The sequence below is a fragment of the Nocardiopsis nanhaiensis genome, from assembly GCF_054778635.1.
Genome location: NZ_BAAGZJ010000071.1, coordinates 25949 through 40990 on the forward strand (window position 1 = coordinate 25949; position 15042 = coordinate 40990).

Below are 15042 nucleotides of genomic sequence, written 5' to 3' on the forward strand. Positions count from 1 at the left end.
GGCTGTCCTGCGAAGGGTCCGAGCTGCCGGAGAACACCTCAGGGACGGCGGACCTCGCGTCCAGTCACCCGGCCCGGAGTGATCTTCAGGACCTGGTCGCGCTCGCCCTCCGCCCAGGGCTGGGGGAGGCGCCCCTGGGGGATCCGCTCCAGCTCCCCGGCGTCACGGATCCACCGGCAGCGCCCTGACGCAAGCACGCTCCAGCCCTCACGGCGTTCCTCGTCGAAGTGGTCCACCTGGAAGGCCGCGTACCCGCGCCCGTACCGCATGATGGTCCCCGCCAACGTGGACCGGAATACGATGGTGTCGTTGACCAGGGCGTAGTTGACCGGGAGCACGGTCGGAGCGGCGTCCCCGTCGATGGTGAAGGCCACCCGACCGATGTCTCGCGTGGCCATCAGGTTGAGGCAGGTCTGGCGCTCCAGGACGGTGAAACTGGCCTCCTCGTTGTCGGCCAGGTCGGCCCCGACCAGCAACTGGTCGTCCTCCCCGAGGCGTTCGGTTCCCGCGAACTCGTCGGATGCCGTCCGCTGCTCCGGAGGCGGGGTCGGACCCGCAACCGAACCCCGCCCCTGCGCGGACGCGTCAGCACCGCTTGTTCCAGCCATCACAAGTCCCCCGAAGATTGGCGCCTTCAGTTCCCGACCCCACCATCATTGCTGCTCGCGGCCCCGAAGGCAGGGGTCGCGAGCCCCCCGAAGGACGGCAAAGGTCCTCGTCGGCGCACTACCCGTCGGGACACTCGCCTCAAACGAAAAGGGACGTTCGACTCACCTGGTGGCGGCCGTCGCTGTCTAGGCTGGAGAGGTGAGGCCCGAGCCCCCGACCAGCGCCCGGAACGCCGGAACGGATCCGACCGAAGGCGCTCCGGGTACGGGGCGACGGGCGAACCCCACAAACCAAGGCGGCCGTGCCGCCTCAGGTCACCAGCGCTGAGGAGGTGTGCACCTGATGGGCGGCGACAGATCGATCCGGGTGTTCCTGGTAGACGACCACGAGATCGTCCGGCGAGGGGTCGGATCACTCCTCGACGACGAGGACGGCATCACGGTGGTCGGCGAGGCCGGAACCGCCGCGCAGGCCCTGGCCAGGGTCCCCGCGCTCGAACCCGACGTGGTCGTGCTCGACGTGCGGCTCCCCGACGGCGACGGCGTCACCGTGTGCCGGGACATCCGTTCGATGCTCCCGGAGACCCGCATGCTCATGCTCACGTCCTACTCCGACGACGAGGCGCTCTACGGCGCGGTCATGGCGGGGGCGTCCGGCTACATCCTCAAGCAGATCCACGGCACCGACCTGGTCGGCGCCGTACGCACGGTCGCCCAGGGCCGGTCCCTGCTCGACCCCGAGTCCACCGCGCGCATGCTCAAGCGGCTCCGTGAGGAGGCCGGACGCACGGACCCGCTGAGCGAGCTCACCGAACAGGAGCGGCGCGTCCTGGAACTCATCGGTGAGGGCCTGACCAACCGGGAGATCGGCGCCCGGATGTACCTGGCGGAGAAGACCGTGAAGAACTACGTGTCCCGCGTGCTCGCCAAGCTCGGAATGGCCCGCCGCACCCAGGCGGCCGCCTACGCGGTGCGCCTCTCCATGGACCAGACTGCCTGAGCACGCCGCCCGGCCCCGGCCGCCGGGTCGGAGGAAGCCGCGCGTCAGCAACCGCGCCAACGGGCTGCCCTTGAGGGAGCGGCCCGTTCCGGTGCGTGGGGTGTCTCAGGAGCACCGCACCCGGTCCCGGGGTCAGCCCGCGGGGCCCTCGTCCTCGTCCGGGTGCTGGACCGGGGCCGACCACTCGACCACGGTGCCCTCTCCGGGCCCGGTCGCCACCGCCATCGTCCCGCCCAGTTCCTCGGCGCGCGAGGTGAGGTTGCGCAGGCCGCTGCGGGCCGCACCCTCCGGGATGCCCCGGCCGTTGTCGGAGACCCGCAGCACCACCTCGTCACCGCCCACCGACAGCTCGACGTCCGCGGTGGTGGCCCCGGCGTGGCGGGCGGTGTTGGACAGGAGCTCGCGCAACACCGCGACCAGGTGCTCGCCCGTCCGCTCGTCCACCGCGTTGTCGATCGGCCCCTGGGTGAGCAGGCGCGGCGCGAAACCCAGCGTCTCGGCGGTGGCGTTGACCAGCTCCAGGACCTGGGAGCGCAACCACGAGGTGTCGTCGTCGGCGGAGCTCTGCAGGGCGAAGATCGTGGACCGGATCTGCCGGATGGTGTCGTCCAGGTCGTCGACGGCGCTCTGCACGCGCTTGGCCGAGGTCGAGTCGTCGATCCGCCGCACGGTGCCCATCAGCGTGATGGCGGTGGCGTACAGCCGCTGAATGACCGTGTCATGCAGGTCCCGGGCGATGCGGTCCCGGTCCTCGAGCACGCTCAGCCGCTCGGAGTCCAACCGGGTCTCGGCCAGCTCCAAGGCGACCGCCGCCTGGTTGGCGAACGAGGAAAGCATGCTCAACCAGCTGTTCTGGAAGAGCTCCCGGTCCTGGTTGCGGCCGAGCACCAGGACACCCCTGGCGCCGTCGGGCGGACCGAAGGGCAGCACCAGTGCCGGGCCGATCCCCATCCGGGTGAGGAAACCCGCCCCCTCGTGCTCGGTGGCCGAGACGTCGGTGCGCACCGGGGTCCCGCTCAGGTAGACCCCGCCGAGCAGGGTGTCGGCGGCCCGGGTCAGCGTGGCACCCTGGGCACCCGTGGCCAGGGTCTGGCACTGGTCCTCGGGGCCGTCCCACACCCGCACGGTGAGAGTCTCGGGCTCCTCACCGGGCATGGCGATCACGGCGACGTCGGCGTGCGCCATCGTCCGGGCCCGCCGCGCGACCAGTCGCAGAACCTCCTCCGGGGCCGCGCCGGACAGCAGCCGTGTGGTGATCTGCCCCGAGGCGTCCAACCAGGTCTCGCGGCTCTGCGTCTGCGCGAACAGCTGCGCGTTCTCGATCGCGGTACCGGCAGCCGTGGCCAGCGCCCGCAAGAGGAGCTCGTCGTCTCCGGTGAACTCCGCGCCGTCGGTCTTGTCGGTCATGTAGAGGTTGCCGAAGACCTGGTCGCGGATACGGATGGGCACCCCGAGGAAGGTGTGCATCGGCGGGTGGCCCTCGGGGAAGCCGCGCGACTCGGGATGGTCGCGCACGTCCCGGAGCCGGAGGGGTTCGGGCTCCTTGATGAGGAGTCCGAGGATCCCCTCGCCCTTGGGCCAGTGGTCGATACACGCGATCTCGTGCGGCTCCAGGCCCACGGGAATGAACCGGCTCATGTTCCCGTCGGGGCCGATCACCCCCAGAGCGCCGTAGCGTGCGTTGACCAGCCGGGTGGCGGTCTCGGTGATGCGCATGAGGAGCGGTTCGAGTTCGAGCCCCTCCCCGATGGAGACGACCGCCTCCAAAAGCGTCCGGATGCGCTCCTGAGTCTGGGAGATCTCCGCCATGCGGTGCCGGACTTCGTCGAGCAGGTCGTCCAGCCCCACCCGGGGGAGTGACAGCCGGTCCTGCCCGTCGAGGTCGTGTGGATCGCCGTCTGGCTCGCTCATAGGGGACTCATTTCCGACTGCGCGGTCTCAGGGCTATAACCGAGTCTAGGGCCGCACTTTCCGGGTTCGTAGCCGCCTGCGGTATCTGCTCCGTGCCCCGTGTCACCACCACTGATCAGGTGCTTCTCCCGACTAGAACAGTGTTCCGCGCAAGAGTCGAAAGGCCCCTTTCTGCAGGGACCTCTATAACCCGTCAAAACATATGAAACGCCCGTAGAAGGCACCAGCAGTTCGTCCCGGTGCTTTCTGGAATGGAAGGGATCATCCCGCGCCACCCGAGCAGTTCCGCCCCGGTCAGATCTCGTCAACAGAGCCGGGCATCTCCACGGTCGGATTGTTGACGCCCAGCTTGAGTGCTGCTTCGTACACGGGTCTGCTCCGGGAGGGGGAGACGTCGAGGGCTGCCCTCAAGCTTAGGCCGGGGAGGGCCGGTTCGGCCGTTGTCCACAGCTCGAACCGGCCCGAGTTCGCGGCCGCCTCTTCCAGCGGGGCTAGAGCCCTTCGGCGGTGAACTCCAGCGGCTCCGGGTCGAGGCCCTCGGGCCCGCCCCGGTACAGCAGGTAGCCGTCGCTCGCGCTGGGGCTCGCCGGGTGGGCGGTGCTCAGCAGAAGGTCGGCGTATCCGTCGCCGTCGTAGTCCGCCAGCGCGTGGTGGCGGTAGGAGCCCAGGTCGGAGGTGTCCGGTACCGGCAGCGCGGCGGAACCCTCACCGGTCAGGCCGTCGGGGCCGCCGAGCAGGACCGTCACTGTCTCATAGGCGTAGCCCGGACCGGTCATGACCACGGCGTCGTCGTGGCCGTCGCCGGTCACGTCGCCGACCAGGAATCCGTTGCCGAACCCGTCACCGTCCTCGGACTCGCCGGGAACGCCCTCGCTGTCCAGGGTGAGGCGGACCGGCTCCGCGTCCAGGAATCCGTCGGCGCCCCCGTAAGTGTCGGCGTATCCCGGATGCAGTTCGTCGTCGTGGCCAGGCTCGTTGTTGGGGATACCGCTCACCCCGATGAGCAGGTCGGTACTGCCGTCGGCGTTGAAGTCGCCGGTCGCGTACGCGTGTGAGGGGGCGGTGTCGCCCAGGACCTCCTGTACGGGGCCCTCGGGGCCCGAGCGCAGCACCAGGTGGCTGACGGGTGACTCGTCCGAACCGCGGACCAGCAGCAGGTCCTCCGCCGCGTCCCCGTCGGCGTCGAAGACCTCCAGGCTGGCGTCCTGGGCGTCGTCGGGCAGCGGCAGGTCCCGGGTCTCGGCGGGGGAGCCGTCCCGGTCGAAGGGGCCGCGGTGGTAGGCGGTCTCGTACTCGTCGACCGGGGTTCCCTGGAGGCGGTCGAGCACGGCCACGTCGGTGTGGCCGTCGCCGTCGAGGTCGCCGACGGCCAGGGACACCGCGTTCATGCCGGTCGGATCGTCCATGTCCAGCCAGGGGAGCGGTACGGCCTCTCCGGTGGGCCCGTCCGGGCCTCCCCACACGACGAAGCCGCTCCCGGCGTCGACGATCAGGTCCGTGTACCCGTCGCCGTCGAGGTCGCCGGTGTCCAGGACCGTGAGCGGTTCGCCGTTGTCGGGCAGGCCCAGGTCGGAGCGGGTCAGGGTGACTCCGTTGTGGGGATCGAGCCCGTTCTCACCGCCGAACAGCACCCCCACGTACGGCTCGCCGGCGTCCGCGCCGCCCTGGTTCCCGTCGATCGGCAGGTCGGGGAAGCCGTCGCCGTTGACGTCGTCGGGCACGTCCGCGCCGCCGCCGTCCATGGTCTCGGCGGCGGTCATGTCGGCGGTGGGTGTGCTGCAACCGGCTATCGCGAGCAGGGCCGCGGCCAGCAGGGGTGTGAGGGTGATCTGGTGCTTCATGGTGTCTTCCGCCGCAGTTGTGAATCTGTTGTGCGTACGACGCCGCGGCGGTAAAGGCCGTTTACCCTCCCGAAAATGTGGGTGCAGGTTTCCTTCGGTACCGGGAACCGGGAAGGGTGCATGCGCACCGCACCGCACCGGATCCGCACCCCGCCGCGCACACGCGAAGGGCGGGCCGGTCGGCTCGCGCCGTCCGGCCCGCCCTGGGGAGGTGGGGGTTCGGGGAGGTGGGGGCTCCTGACAGGTCAACGGGTCAGTTGGTCACCTTGGCGGAGATGTCGTCCAGGTCGTCGTGCCGGGTCTCCCGGCTGACCAGGAGCGCGCCCAGGGTGATCAGGCCGACCAGGACCAGGTAGCCGCCGACCCACCCCAGACCGAAGGTACCCGCGAGCCAGGTCGCGATGTAGGGCGCGAACGAGGCACCTAGGAGGCTGGCCAGGTTGTAGGCGGCCGAGGCGCCGGTGTAGCGCACCTTGGTCGGGAACAGCTCCGGCAGCACCGCGGCCATCGGGCCGAAGGTCAGACCCATGAGGGACAGGCCGATGATGAGGAAGGCCATCACGCCGACGGTTCCGCCGCTGCCCATGAGCGGGCCCATGGCGAAGCCGAACACGATGATCGCCACGGTGACCGTGATCAGGGTGGGTCGGCGGCCGAACCGGTCCGCGAGCAGCCCGGAGACCGGGGTGAACAGGCCGAAGAACAGGACGCCGATCAGCAGGAAGACCAGGAACTCGGTGCGCTCGTACCCCAGCCCGTTCTCCGGGTCGGTGCCGAAGCCCAAGGAGAAGACGGTCATCAAGTAGAAGAGCACGTAGGTGGCGACCATGATCAGGGTGCCGATGAGCACGGCGGGCCAGTTACTGCGGAACACCTCGACGATGGGTGTCTTGACGCGCTCGCCGGAGGCCACGACCTTGGCGAAGGCGGGGGTCTCGTGCAGGGTCAGGCGCACCCACAGGCCGACGATGATCAGCACGGTCGAGAGCAGGAACGGGATCCGCCAGCCGTAGGCCAGGAAGGCTTCATCACTCATCGCCTGGCTCAGGACCAGGAAGACACCGTTGGCGAGGAAGAAACCGATCGGCGCGCCCAGCTGCGGGAACGTTCCGTAGAAGCCGCGCTTGCCGGGGGGAGCGTTCTCGGTGGCCAGCAGGGCCGCGCCGCCCCATTCGCCACCCAGGCCCAGGCCCTGGCCGAACCGGCAGACCGCCAGCAGCAGCGGGGCGGCCACGCCGATCTGGGCGTAGGTCGGCAGCAGGCCGATCGCGATGGTGGCGATGCCCATGGTCAGCAGGGACGCCACCAGGGTGGCTTTGCGGCCGATCCGGTCGCCGAAGTGCCCGAACACCCACGAGCCGATCGGTCGGGCCACGAAGGCGATGGCGAAGGTCGCCAGCGACTGCAGCCGGGCCGCCATCATGTCGCCCTCGGGGAAGAACAGGTACGGAAAGACCAGGACGGCGGCGGTCGCGTAGATGTAGAAGTCGTAGAACTCGATGGACGTGCCCACGAGGCTCGCCGTGAGGACCTTCCGTTTCGGGTTGGTCGGTGGGTCCGCCGTCTCGGTCTGTGGCCGTTGCGGCGACGGGGTGTCTTCGGCGACGTCCGTCATGCGACTTCTTTCCAGGTCAGTGCGGGTGGATGGCAGGATGCTAGCCGCCTTCGACACCATATGAAACATTTGTCTTAGTATGTGGACTCATGGTCCATTCATGGTTGTTTCATGGCATCTGGATGGATTTCGAGATCCCGTGCCCCCTCGGGCTTCGCGGCTCCTGAGTGACGTGCGGCACGGGGCCGGTGTCACGTTTCCGGACCCAGGGCCCGTCATGTGGATCGAACGCACTCGTACCGCTTGACGAAGGAAGACCCATGGCACACGAACTCCTCGTCCTCGGCGCCGGCTACGCGGGGCTCGCCGCGGCAGGTCGGGCCGCGCACCAAGCCCGCCGCGCCCGGATCGATCTCCGCGTGACCCTGGTCAACGCCACCTCCGACTTCGTCGAACGGGTCCGCCTGCACCAGGTGGCCGCCGGACAGGACGTCGCGGTCCACCCGCTGCCCGACGCTCTCGATGGCACCGGAATCGACCTGGTCGTCGGCTGGGCCGAGCACATCGACACGGAACGGCGCACGGTCAGAGTGCGCACCGAACGGGAGGAACGGGAGCTCGACTACGACACACTCGTGTACGCGATCGGCAGCGGTGCCGCCCGGAACGGTGCCCCCGGCGCCGCCGAACACGCCCTCACCTCCGCTTCTCTGCCGGACGCACGCGCCCTGGCCGGACGCGCCCGGGACGCGAGGACCCGCACCCTCGCGGTCGTCGGCGGCGGCCTCACCGGCCTGGAGGTGGCCACCGAGTTCGCGGAGAGCCATCCCGGCCTGCGGATCGAACTCGTCACCCGGGGCCGCGTCGCGGACGGGGCCAGCCCGCGCGGGCGCTCCCACGTCCACCGGGTCCTGCGCCGCCTGGGTGTCAGTGTTCGCGAACACGCCTCCGTGGCGGAGGTGGACGCCGAGGGCCTCTTGCTGGCCGACAGCTCCCGTGTCCCCGCCGACCTCGTCGTCTGGAACGCGGGGTTCACGATGGCCGGCTTAGCCGCCGAGGCCGGACTCACCGTGGACGACGACGGCCGGGCCGTGGTCGACGGAGCCCAGCGCTCGGTCTCCCACCCCGACGTGCTCGTGGTGGGAGACGCGGCGAACGCGCCCGGGGCGGACGGCCAGCCCCTCCGGATGTCGTGCGCCATGGGCCTTCCCATGGGGTGGAGCGCCGCGGACACGGCCGTCGCCCGCGCGGCGGGGAAGGAGCCCCGGCCGTCCACGTTCGGCTACCTGTTCCAGTGCGTGAGCCTGGGGCGCGGGGACGGGTACATCCAGTTCGTGCGCGGTGACGACTCCCCGGGCCGCTTCGTCCTCACCGGTCGGCTGGCCGCCCTCTACAAGGAGCTCATCGTGGTCTCCGCTCTTCGCGGCGTCTACAACGGGGCGAAGGGCGGCCAGCGCCAGCCCAACCAGTACCTGGCACTGGCCCGCTGGGCGGCCCGGCGCTTCGTCCGCCGCCACCTCGGCCGGGGCGTCGGACGGGGCCGTGCGCCCGGGTCGCTCAGCGCGCCGAGTAGCGGTCCGAGGACCGGCTCCTGGGAACCCCGCTGACCCGCACCACCCGGGTGCAGTTGTCCCGAAACGCCTTCACGAACTCACCGTTGGGCCGGTCGCTGCGCGCGACCCACTCCTTGGCGGCGCTCACGCTCGCCCCGCCGGCCATCTGGCGCCGCTGCAGGCGGCGTTCACGCACTCGGTCCTCGGCCTCGACGTACCACAGCTCCGTGAACAGCCCTCGGAGCCGTGCCCAGGGCTCCTCGTCACTCGCGAGGTAGTTGCCCTCGGTCACGACGAGTCGGGTGTGCGGTTCCACCACGTGCTGGGCGGCGATCGGCTCGTGCAGCCTGCGGTCGTAGTCTGGGACGTAGACCGCGTGGTCCGTCTCGGTGAGCAGCCGCCGCACCATGGCCACGTATCCGTGCGCGTCGAAGGTGTCCGGGGCACCCTTGCGGTTCCGACGGCCCAACCGGTTCAGCTGGGCGTTGGACAGGTGGAAACCGTCCATGGGCAGGTAGCCGGCGGTACCGGGGCGGCCCGACCGCTGGTCCACCATGCGCACCAGGTAGCGCGCCAGGGTGGACTTTCCCGCCGCGGGGGCGCCGGTCAGCCCGAGCACCACACGGGCGGGGCCTTCGGTGGGGGCCTCAGGGACCAGGTCGAGGACATCGGCGACGAGGGAGTCGAGCATGGTTGACAGCCTAGGGCGTGAGCGCCGTGTGCCCGGGCCCCGCTGCACGTGAGCGGGCCCCGCCGCCGAGGGACGGCCGCGGGGCCCGGGCTTCCGTCGGGCCCGGGGGTTCTGCGGGCCCGGTGCGCGTCCGGGTTAGGGCGCGTGGCCGACGAAGGCGAGGGCCTGCCGGACCAGGATGCCCTGACCGCCGGGCATGTCCTCGCGCACCTGCGGGCTGGTGGCCTCATCGGGGGTGAACCACACCAGGTCCAGGGCGTCCTGGCGGGGCTGGCAGTCCCCGCTCACCGGCACGACGTAGGCCATGGCCACTGCGTGCTGGCGGGGGTCGTGGAACGGGGTGATGCCCGGGGTGGGGAAGTACTCGGCGACCGTGAACGGTTGGGGAGAGCTGGGGATGCGGGGCAGCGCGACCGGACCCAGGTCCTTCTCCAGGTGGCGCACGAGCGCGTCCCGGACCCGCTCGTGGTACAGGACCCGACCGGAGACCACCGACCGGTTGAAGGTGCCGTCGGGGTCGGCGCGCATGAGCAGGCCCACGTGGGTCACCGACCCGGACTCGTCCACCCGGACGGGCACCGCCTGGACATAGAGCACGGGCATGCGGGCGCGGACGCTCTCCAACTCTTCGGGGGAGAACCAGCCGGGCTGGGTGTCAGCGGTTTCGGTCATCGGGTTCGCGGTCGTCCGTCTGCGCGGCAGCGGGCGGACCGCTCCCTCCCTTCGCTCTCTGCGTGTCCCTGGGGCCGGTCGGCGGCCCCGTTCCCCAGGGGGAACCGGGGCACCGGCCGTCACACGGGTGTCCAAGTACCGCTTTTACCGCACGGGCGCGCGGAACGCACGGTGCGGGTGGGTATTCGGGAGTGTCCGAGAGAGAGGGGTGCGGGCCCTGTGCGTACGGGGCCCGGACGGGATCGCGGAAGAACACCGTGGGCAGTGGCACCCCGGGTGTCCGTGAAACCACTCCAGCGAGAATTCGTCGGGTTTTCTCACGGAAAACCTCCCGGAACCTCACTGGAGAGGTTACGATCTCGTACGCGGTTGCGTAGTGGAAAGGTTACGTCCGGTGAGAGGTGGACGAGTGGCGAAGGATGCCCTGTTCTCGGCCCGGGAGCGTTTCCCCTGTACGGGAGTGACGGTGGTACGCGTCCACGGCGAAGTGGACCTGGCCACCGCCGACCACCTCCGTGATCGGCTGCTCCAGGCAGCGGAGGCCTCCCGGTGCGACTGCCTGGTCGTGGACATGTCCGGCCTGGGCTTCTTCGACGCCAGCGGCGTGCGCGCCCTGGTCGCCGCCTACCAGGTGCTGACCCGGCAGGGCCGACACGTGGTCCTCGCTGAAGCCTCTCCCATCGCCGCGCGTGTACTCGACGCCCTCGGCATGCGGCGCCTGTTCGAGATCTACCCCATGGTGGAGATGGCGCTGACGCACACCAGCGGACTGCGCGTCGACGGCGAACCCATCTTCGACAACCCCGTCCGCTGAAGCAGGGCCGGAGCTGGCACCGTCCCGAACCCGCGAAACCCTTCCCGCCGCGTTCGCCGCGGCCGAAGGGGTTTCGCGTCCGTGTCTGACCCGCCCCTGGGGCGCCGCCCCGCACTCTGCCGCCCCGCCCTCAAAGGGGGCGAGCTCAAGGAACGCTCGTCCGAGGGAGGCTCAGGGAAGTGCGGACGGGCGCTCCGGCTTGTCGGCCCCCTCAGGGCGTTCCAGGAAGGGCGCGAGGAGGTCGGGGACGGCCTCGTCCGCCCACCCCAGGCCCTGGCCCAACCCGACGTCCCCCGCGGTGTACATGCCGTTGCCGGAGGCCGTGGTCGCCGAGACGTTGGCCAGCCCGAGCCTGCGCTGGAACGGCGAGCGGGTGATGCGCCAGCCGATCACCGACGAGCGCTCCAGGGTGACGGTGTCGCGGACCCCCATGCCCCTGCGGACCACCAGGTACTTCGGATGCAGACCGTGGCCCAGGCCCCGGTAGGAGCCGAGCGCGTACCAGTACGCCACCGCGGCGAACAGCAGTGCCACCACGAACCACCCCCAAGCAGGGGTGGACTCGGCGGTCGAGGCGACCAGCGGGATCGGTATGATCTGCTCTTCCGCCTGCCGCAGCACCTCCCACCAAGCCTCGGTGGCCCACTGCTGCAGCCATATGAGCCCGCCGGCCAGGGCGAAGGCCATGAGGGAGACGACCGTGGCGCGGGTGAAGCGGCGGCGCAGCGCCGCCTTCGGGTGCCGGGCCAGCGGCGCCTCCAACGCGGAGTCGGGCTCGCGCATCAGGGCGGCCCCCAGCTCGCGGGCGCGCGTCCGGGGCATGGCGGGGGACAGGCGGCTCTTGGCCGCGGTCTTCTGCGCATCACCCGCGGACAGCCCTGTCGCCACCGCCCGGATGGACGCCCCGCGCACCGAGCGCAGCACGAACGGCTCGTGCAGGACCACACCGTTGAGGCGGCAGCCCTCCACGGACAGCGACACGCTGGTGAGCAGTCCCCGGCGCAGCCGCACCGTACCGTCGGCCTCGCGGATGAGCCGGTAGTCCCACCAGGTCTCCACCGCGGCGAGGACCAAGACGACCACGCCGGACAGCAGCAGGCCGAACAGGGCCAGCGGCACGACCAGCAAGAGCTGGGCCATCACGAAACTGGACATCTCCTGGCCGCTGGGCAGATCGGCCTGGTCGGAGATCCACCGCCACCCGTGCCCGCCGCTCTGTGCGTTGATACCGATCAGGGTGGCGATCACACCGAGCCCGATGCCGAAGGTCGCGGTGGTGGCGGGCGCGTAGGCGAACCAGCGCGGGTTCAACCGGACCAGTTCGGTCTCGTCGGCATCGGAGCCGTCGCCGGTCTCGCCGCCGTCCGCGGATTTCGCGGTGGACGGGGTGCGCTGCAGGAGCTCGCGGCGCAGCTGCTCGCCCTGCTCCGCCGTCACGAACTGCAGCTGCAGCTGGTCCGTGCCGCCTGCTCCGGCGGACTCGCCGGTTCCCACCGTCACCGAGCACAGGCCGAAGATCCGTACGTAGATCGGGGCGGCCACGTCCACGCTGCGTACGCGTTCGCGCGGGATGGAGCGGTAGGCCTTGGCGATGACACCCGAGCGCATCTCCATGCGTTCGGCGGTGACCCGGTACCGGACGGCGCGCAACCGGACGAGGTCGATGTAGGTCATCACGCCGATGAAGGCGAGTACGGCGGGCAGCGGAAGCAGTGCCCACAGCGCGGAGATCTCGTCGACGATGCCGAGGGCCAGGAGCACGGTCGCGATGATGGCGGTCGGCACCGCGAACACCGAAACCACGGCGGTGTTGGCCCACACGCTGAGTGCGTTCAGCCCCTCCCAGTCGCCCTCGGGGTCGGTGTCCGCGGGAGCATCCGCGGGGACAGCGGCCTCCGGAGCGTCTGCGGAGGCGTCCCCGGAAGCCTCGTCGGCCACGGGTGGATCCGGCTGTGCGGGGGCCTTTGCCTCGGCCGCCGACTCGGGTTCTGGGCGGCGGCCCTCCTCCGGCTGATGCCCTTCTTCGGGGCGTTGGTCCTTGTCGGGGCGGTGGTCGTCGTTGGAGCTCACGTTGCGTCCCCCGGTACGGCCTGGGTGCTGTCGGTGAGCTGGTCGGCCACCTCGGTCGCCAGCTGGTGGCCCAGGCCGCTGATCTCGATCGGGCCCGCGGCCGAGGCGGTCGTGACCGTCACGCTCGACAGGCCGAACGCTCTCTGTAGTGGCCCGCGCGCCGTGTCGACGGTCTGGATGCGCGACATCGGGGCGACCCGCCACTCCTGCCAGACCCACCCGCTGGAGGTGTAGACGGCGGTGTCGGTGACTTCCCAGCGGTGGACCCGGTAACGCCACTGCGGCATCACCACGGTGATCAGTAGCCCGATCCCGCCCAGGACCCCGGCCGCGAGCAGGAACCAGAACTGCACCGGTTCCCAGATTAGGGCGGGCACGGCGGGGACCACGGTGAGGACGACCGTCACGGCCGCGGACTGCGCCGTCCACCACCAGATGGCACGCCGGTTCACGCGGTGGTTGGGCGGTCGCAGGCGCAGAGCGTCGGTGCTCATCCCGGCCACCTCTCCTCTCGATCGGGGCCCTGAGGGTGGGCCGACTATTAAAAGTGATATCACAATGCTATGCTCAAGTCATCACCTGAACGGGTGACGCCCCAAGAGGACGGAAGGCGTATGAGCGACGCTTCGAGTGTCACCAGGCCCGCACCCCAGTACCGCGAGCGCGTAGCCTTCGGTTCCGGCGGGATTCCCATGTTCGTGGTCTCTGTCGTACTGTTCCTAGTCGGCACCGGGATCGCGCTCCTGGCCCTGGCCGGGTTCCCCGTCATCTTCGTCGCCATCGGCATCGTGGTGGCCGCCGTGGGCCTCGCCCTGGCCTTCGGGCTGACGATGGTCGCGCCCAACGAGGCCCAGGTCGTACAGTTCTTCGGCCGCTACGTCGGCACCATCCGCACCGACGGCCTGCGCTGGGTCAACCCGCTCACCGTGCGCAGGGCGATCTCCACCCGGATCCGCAACCACGAGACCTCCGTCATGAAGGTCAACGACGCCTCCGGCAGCCCGATCGAGATCGCGGCCGTCGTAGTCTGGCAGGTGGAGGACACCGCGCGGGCCTCCTTCGAGGTCGACGACTTCATCCAGTTCGTCTCCACCCAGACCGAGGCCGCGGTCCGCCACATCGCGGGCAAGTACCCCTATGACTCCTACGGCGAGAGCACCGACCTCTCCCTGCGCGACAGCGCCGACGCCATCACCGAGCAGCTCTCCAAGGAGGTCGCAGAACGGGTCGACGCGGCGGGCGTGAAGATCGTGGAGTCCCGGTTCACCCACCTGGCCTACGCGCCCGAGATCGCCCAGGCGATGCTGCAGCGCCAGCAGGCCAGCGCCATGATCGCCGCCCGCGCCGAGATCGTCGAGGGCGCCGTCAGCCTGGTCGACCGCGCCCTGGAACGCCTCTCCGACGAGGACGTGGTCGACCTCGACGAGGAGCGCAAGGCCGCCATGGTCAGCAACCTGCTCGTGGTGCTCTGTTCGGACCGCCCAGCCAGTCCCGTCGTCAACACCGGGACCCTGTACCAGTAGACCCGGGTGAGGTGCCGTGCCCGAGCGCAAGAAGGTATTGCTGCGGCTCGACCCCGCCGTCCACGACGCGCTCGCGCGCTGGGCCGGGAATGAGCTGCGCAGTACCAACGCCCAGATCGAGTACCTGCTGCGCCGCGCCCTGGACGATGCGGGCCGGATGCCCAAGGACGCCGGAGGCATCCCCAAGAGGGGTCGGCCCCGCAAGACCGAGGCCGACGAACCCGTCGCCGGGAGCGAGGACGCTGAGGACGAGCCGGACCAGACTTGACGGAGCCGGGTGCCCGAGGGGGACACCCGGCTCCGCGTCTGTGGGCATCAGTCCACGGGTCCACTGATGTGCTGCGCCAGTCTCCCTCCGTCCGCGCGAGCCACTGCGGAACGATGCTCATGGGAAAGGGCGAACCGGTCCTGAAGGTCTCCTCGCCGAAGGCCCGAACGCTCAGTGTGTAGGCGCTGTTCTCGAGCCGGAACTCCAGGATGCTGGTCATCCCTGTCTCATGGTCAGGCGTGACGATCCAGTACGAGGGGATTCCGAACGCCGCGTACTCGCGAAGTCTGACGTGGTGGTCGCGCAGGACGCTCTCCGGGGAGGTCGCCTCCACGACGAGCAGGGGAGGTTATTCAGGTAAGTGTTCGTGACCGCCCCCGTACCGACTACCGACAGATCCGGCGCACGGTGATCTGGTTTTGGGCGGTGCAGACCCCGTCCCTTCAGGGCGGGGATAACCGCCCCCGCTCAGAAAAGTCACACCCTCCCGCTACGGTCCTGTCCAGGATCGAGGAGGGAGGTGTGTGCTGTGCTGA

Annotated in this window: 13 protein-coding genes and 1 pseudogene; 5 read left to right on the forward strand and 9 right to left on the reverse strand. The window is 70.2% G+C overall.

Annotated elements, in window-relative coordinates; all coding sequences use genetic code 11:
* Positions 1-38: 38 nt before the first annotated feature.
* Positions 39-608 (reverse strand): pyridoxamine 5'-phosphate oxidase family protein, encoded by a 570-nt coding sequence (locus tag ACYVD1_RS26425; protein WP_460777184.1) that lies wholly within the window; start codon positions 606-608, stop codon positions 39-41.
* Between the two features lie 343 nt (positions 609-951).
* Here ACYVD1_RS26425 and ACYVD1_RS26430 point away from each other — a divergent pair, with 343 nt between their 5' ends.
* Entirely contained in the window at positions 952-1608 is a 657-nt protein-coding gene (locus ACYVD1_RS26430) for a response regulator (RefSeq protein WP_460777185.1), read from the forward strand.
* A gap of 132 nt (positions 1609-1740) precedes the next feature.
* Here ACYVD1_RS26430 and ACYVD1_RS26435 read toward each other — a convergent pair whose 3' ends face one another.
* The 3 genes from ACYVD1_RS26435 to ACYVD1_RS26445 all read right to left on the reverse strand — a co-directional run bounded on the left by ACYVD1_RS26435 (position 1741) and on the right by ACYVD1_RS26445 (position 6975).
* On the reverse strand, positions 1741-3519 hold the full coding sequence (locus ACYVD1_RS26435; RefSeq protein WP_460777186.1) for a sensor histidine kinase: 1779 nt from the start codon (positions 3517-3519) through the stop codon (positions 1741-1743).
* A gap of 491 nt (positions 3520-4010) precedes the next feature.
* On the reverse strand, positions 4011-5360 hold the full coding sequence (locus tag ACYVD1_RS26440; protein ID WP_460777188.1) for an FG-GAP repeat domain-containing protein: 1350 nt from the start codon (positions 5358-5360) through the stop codon (positions 4011-4013).
* Positions 5361-5613: 253 nt separating this feature from the next.
* Positions 5614-6975, reverse strand: a complete 1362-nt coding sequence (locus tag ACYVD1_RS26445) for an MFS transporter (RefSeq protein WP_460777189.1) — start codon at positions 6973-6975, stop codon at positions 5614-5616.
* A gap of 260 nt (positions 6976-7235) precedes the next feature.
* Between ACYVD1_RS26445 and ACYVD1_RS26450 the strand changes: the two genes are divergently transcribed.
* Positions 7236-8522, forward strand: coding sequence for an NAD(P)/FAD-dependent oxidoreductase (locus ACYVD1_RS26450; protein ID WP_460777190.1), 1287 nt, complete (start codon positions 7236-7238; stop codon positions 8520-8522).
* On the opposite strand, the gene ACYVD1_RS26455 is transcribed toward ACYVD1_RS26450, so the two are convergent.
* Together ACYVD1_RS26455 and ACYVD1_RS26460 are read right to left on the reverse strand one after the other, a co-directional pair.
* A complete protein-coding gene (locus ACYVD1_RS26455; RefSeq protein WP_460777191.1) occupies positions 8473-9159 on the reverse strand; it encodes a nucleoside/nucleotide kinase family protein in 687 nt (228 codons plus the stop codon). The genes ACYVD1_RS26450 and ACYVD1_RS26455 overlap by 50 nt on opposite strands.
* Before the next feature lie 135 nt (positions 9160-9294).
* Positions 9295-9831: an NUDIX hydrolase family protein gene (locus ACYVD1_RS26460; RefSeq protein ID WP_460749049.1), complete on the reverse strand. Its 537-nt coding sequence runs from the start codon at positions 9829-9831 to the stop codon at positions 9295-9297.
* Between the two features lie 460 nt (positions 9832-10291).
* Between ACYVD1_RS26460 and ACYVD1_RS26465 the strand changes: the two genes are divergently transcribed.
* Positions 10292-10645, forward strand: a complete 354-nt coding sequence (locus tag ACYVD1_RS26465) for an STAS domain-containing protein (protein ID WP_460749184.1) — start codon at positions 10292-10294, stop codon at positions 10643-10645.
* Between the two features lie 171 nt (positions 10646-10816).
* On the opposite strand, the gene ACYVD1_RS26470 is transcribed toward ACYVD1_RS26465, so the two are convergent.
* Positions 10817-12715, reverse strand: a complete 1899-nt coding sequence (locus ACYVD1_RS26470) for a PH domain-containing protein (protein ID WP_460777192.1) — start codon at positions 12713-12715, stop codon at positions 10817-10819.
* On the reverse strand, positions 12712-13209 hold the full coding sequence (locus ACYVD1_RS26475; RefSeq protein WP_460777193.1) for a PH domain-containing protein: 498 nt from the start codon (positions 13207-13209) through the stop codon (positions 12712-12714). Before ACYVD1_RS26475 ends, ACYVD1_RS26470 begins: the two co-directional genes overlap by 4 nt.
* A 120-nt stretch (positions 13210-13329) precedes the next feature.
* Here ACYVD1_RS26475 and ACYVD1_RS26480 point away from each other — a divergent pair, with 120 nt between their 5' ends.
* Both ACYVD1_RS26480 and ACYVD1_RS26485 read left to right on the forward strand, forming a co-directional pair.
* On the forward strand, positions 13330-14238 hold the full coding sequence (locus ACYVD1_RS26480) for an SPFH domain-containing protein (RefSeq protein WP_460777194.1): 909 nt from the start codon (positions 13330-13332) through the stop codon (positions 14236-14238).
* Between the two features lie 16 nt (positions 14239-14254).
* On the forward strand, positions 14255-14506 hold the full coding sequence (locus ACYVD1_RS26485) for a type II toxin-antitoxin system antitoxin (protein WP_460777195.1): 252 nt from the start codon (positions 14255-14257) through the stop codon (positions 14504-14506).
* Positions 14507-14681: 175 nt separating this feature from the next.
* Here ACYVD1_RS26485 and ACYVD1_RS26490 read toward each other — a convergent pair.
* Positions 14682-14849 (reverse strand): annotated as a pseudogene (locus ACYVD1_RS26490) (Uma2 family endonuclease); the annotation flags it as partial.
* Between the last annotated feature and the right edge of the window lie 193 nt (positions 14850-15042).

What these genes read in the sequence shown, in the direction of transcription:
- ACYVD1_RS26480 (WP_460777194.1), top strand. Translation starts at nt 13,330, where the DNA reads ATGAGCGACGCTTCGAGTGTCACCAGGCCCGCACCCCAGTACCGCGAG.
- ACYVD1_RS26425 (WP_460777184.1), bottom strand. Translation starts at nt 608, where the DNA reads ATGGCTGGAACAAGCGGTGCTGACGCGTCCGCGCAGGGGCGGGGTTCG.
- ACYVD1_RS26445 (WP_460777189.1), bottom strand. Translation starts at nt 6,975, where the DNA reads ATGACGGACGTCGCCGAAGACACCCCGTCGCCGCAACGGCCACAGACC.
- ACYVD1_RS26475 (WP_460777193.1), bottom strand. Translation starts at nt 13,209, where the DNA reads ATGAGCACCGACGCTCTGCGCCTGCGACCGCCCAACCACCGCGTGAAC.
- ACYVD1_RS26435 (WP_460777186.1), bottom strand. Translation starts at nt 3,519, where the DNA reads ATGAGCGAGCCAGACGGCGATCCACACGACCTCGACGGGCAGGACCGG.
- ACYVD1_RS26430 (WP_460777185.1), top strand. Translation starts at nt 952, where the DNA reads ATGGGCGGCGACAGATCGATCCGGGTGTTCCTGGTAGACGACCACGAG.
- ACYVD1_RS26455 (WP_460777191.1), bottom strand. Translation starts at nt 9,159, where the DNA reads ATGCTCGACTCCCTCGTCGCCGATGTCCTCGACCTGGTCCCTGAGGCC.
- ACYVD1_RS26460 (WP_460749049.1), bottom strand. Translation starts at nt 9,831, where the DNA reads ATGACCGAAACCGCTGACACCCAGCCCGGCTGGTTCTCCCCCGAAGAG.
- ACYVD1_RS26440 (WP_460777188.1), bottom strand. Translation starts at nt 5,360, where the DNA reads ATGAAGCACCAGATCACCCTCACACCCCTGCTGGCCGCGGCCCTGCTC.
- ACYVD1_RS26450 (WP_460777190.1), top strand. Translation starts at nt 7,236, where the DNA reads ATGGCACACGAACTCCTCGTCCTCGGCGCCGGCTACGCGGGGCTCGCC.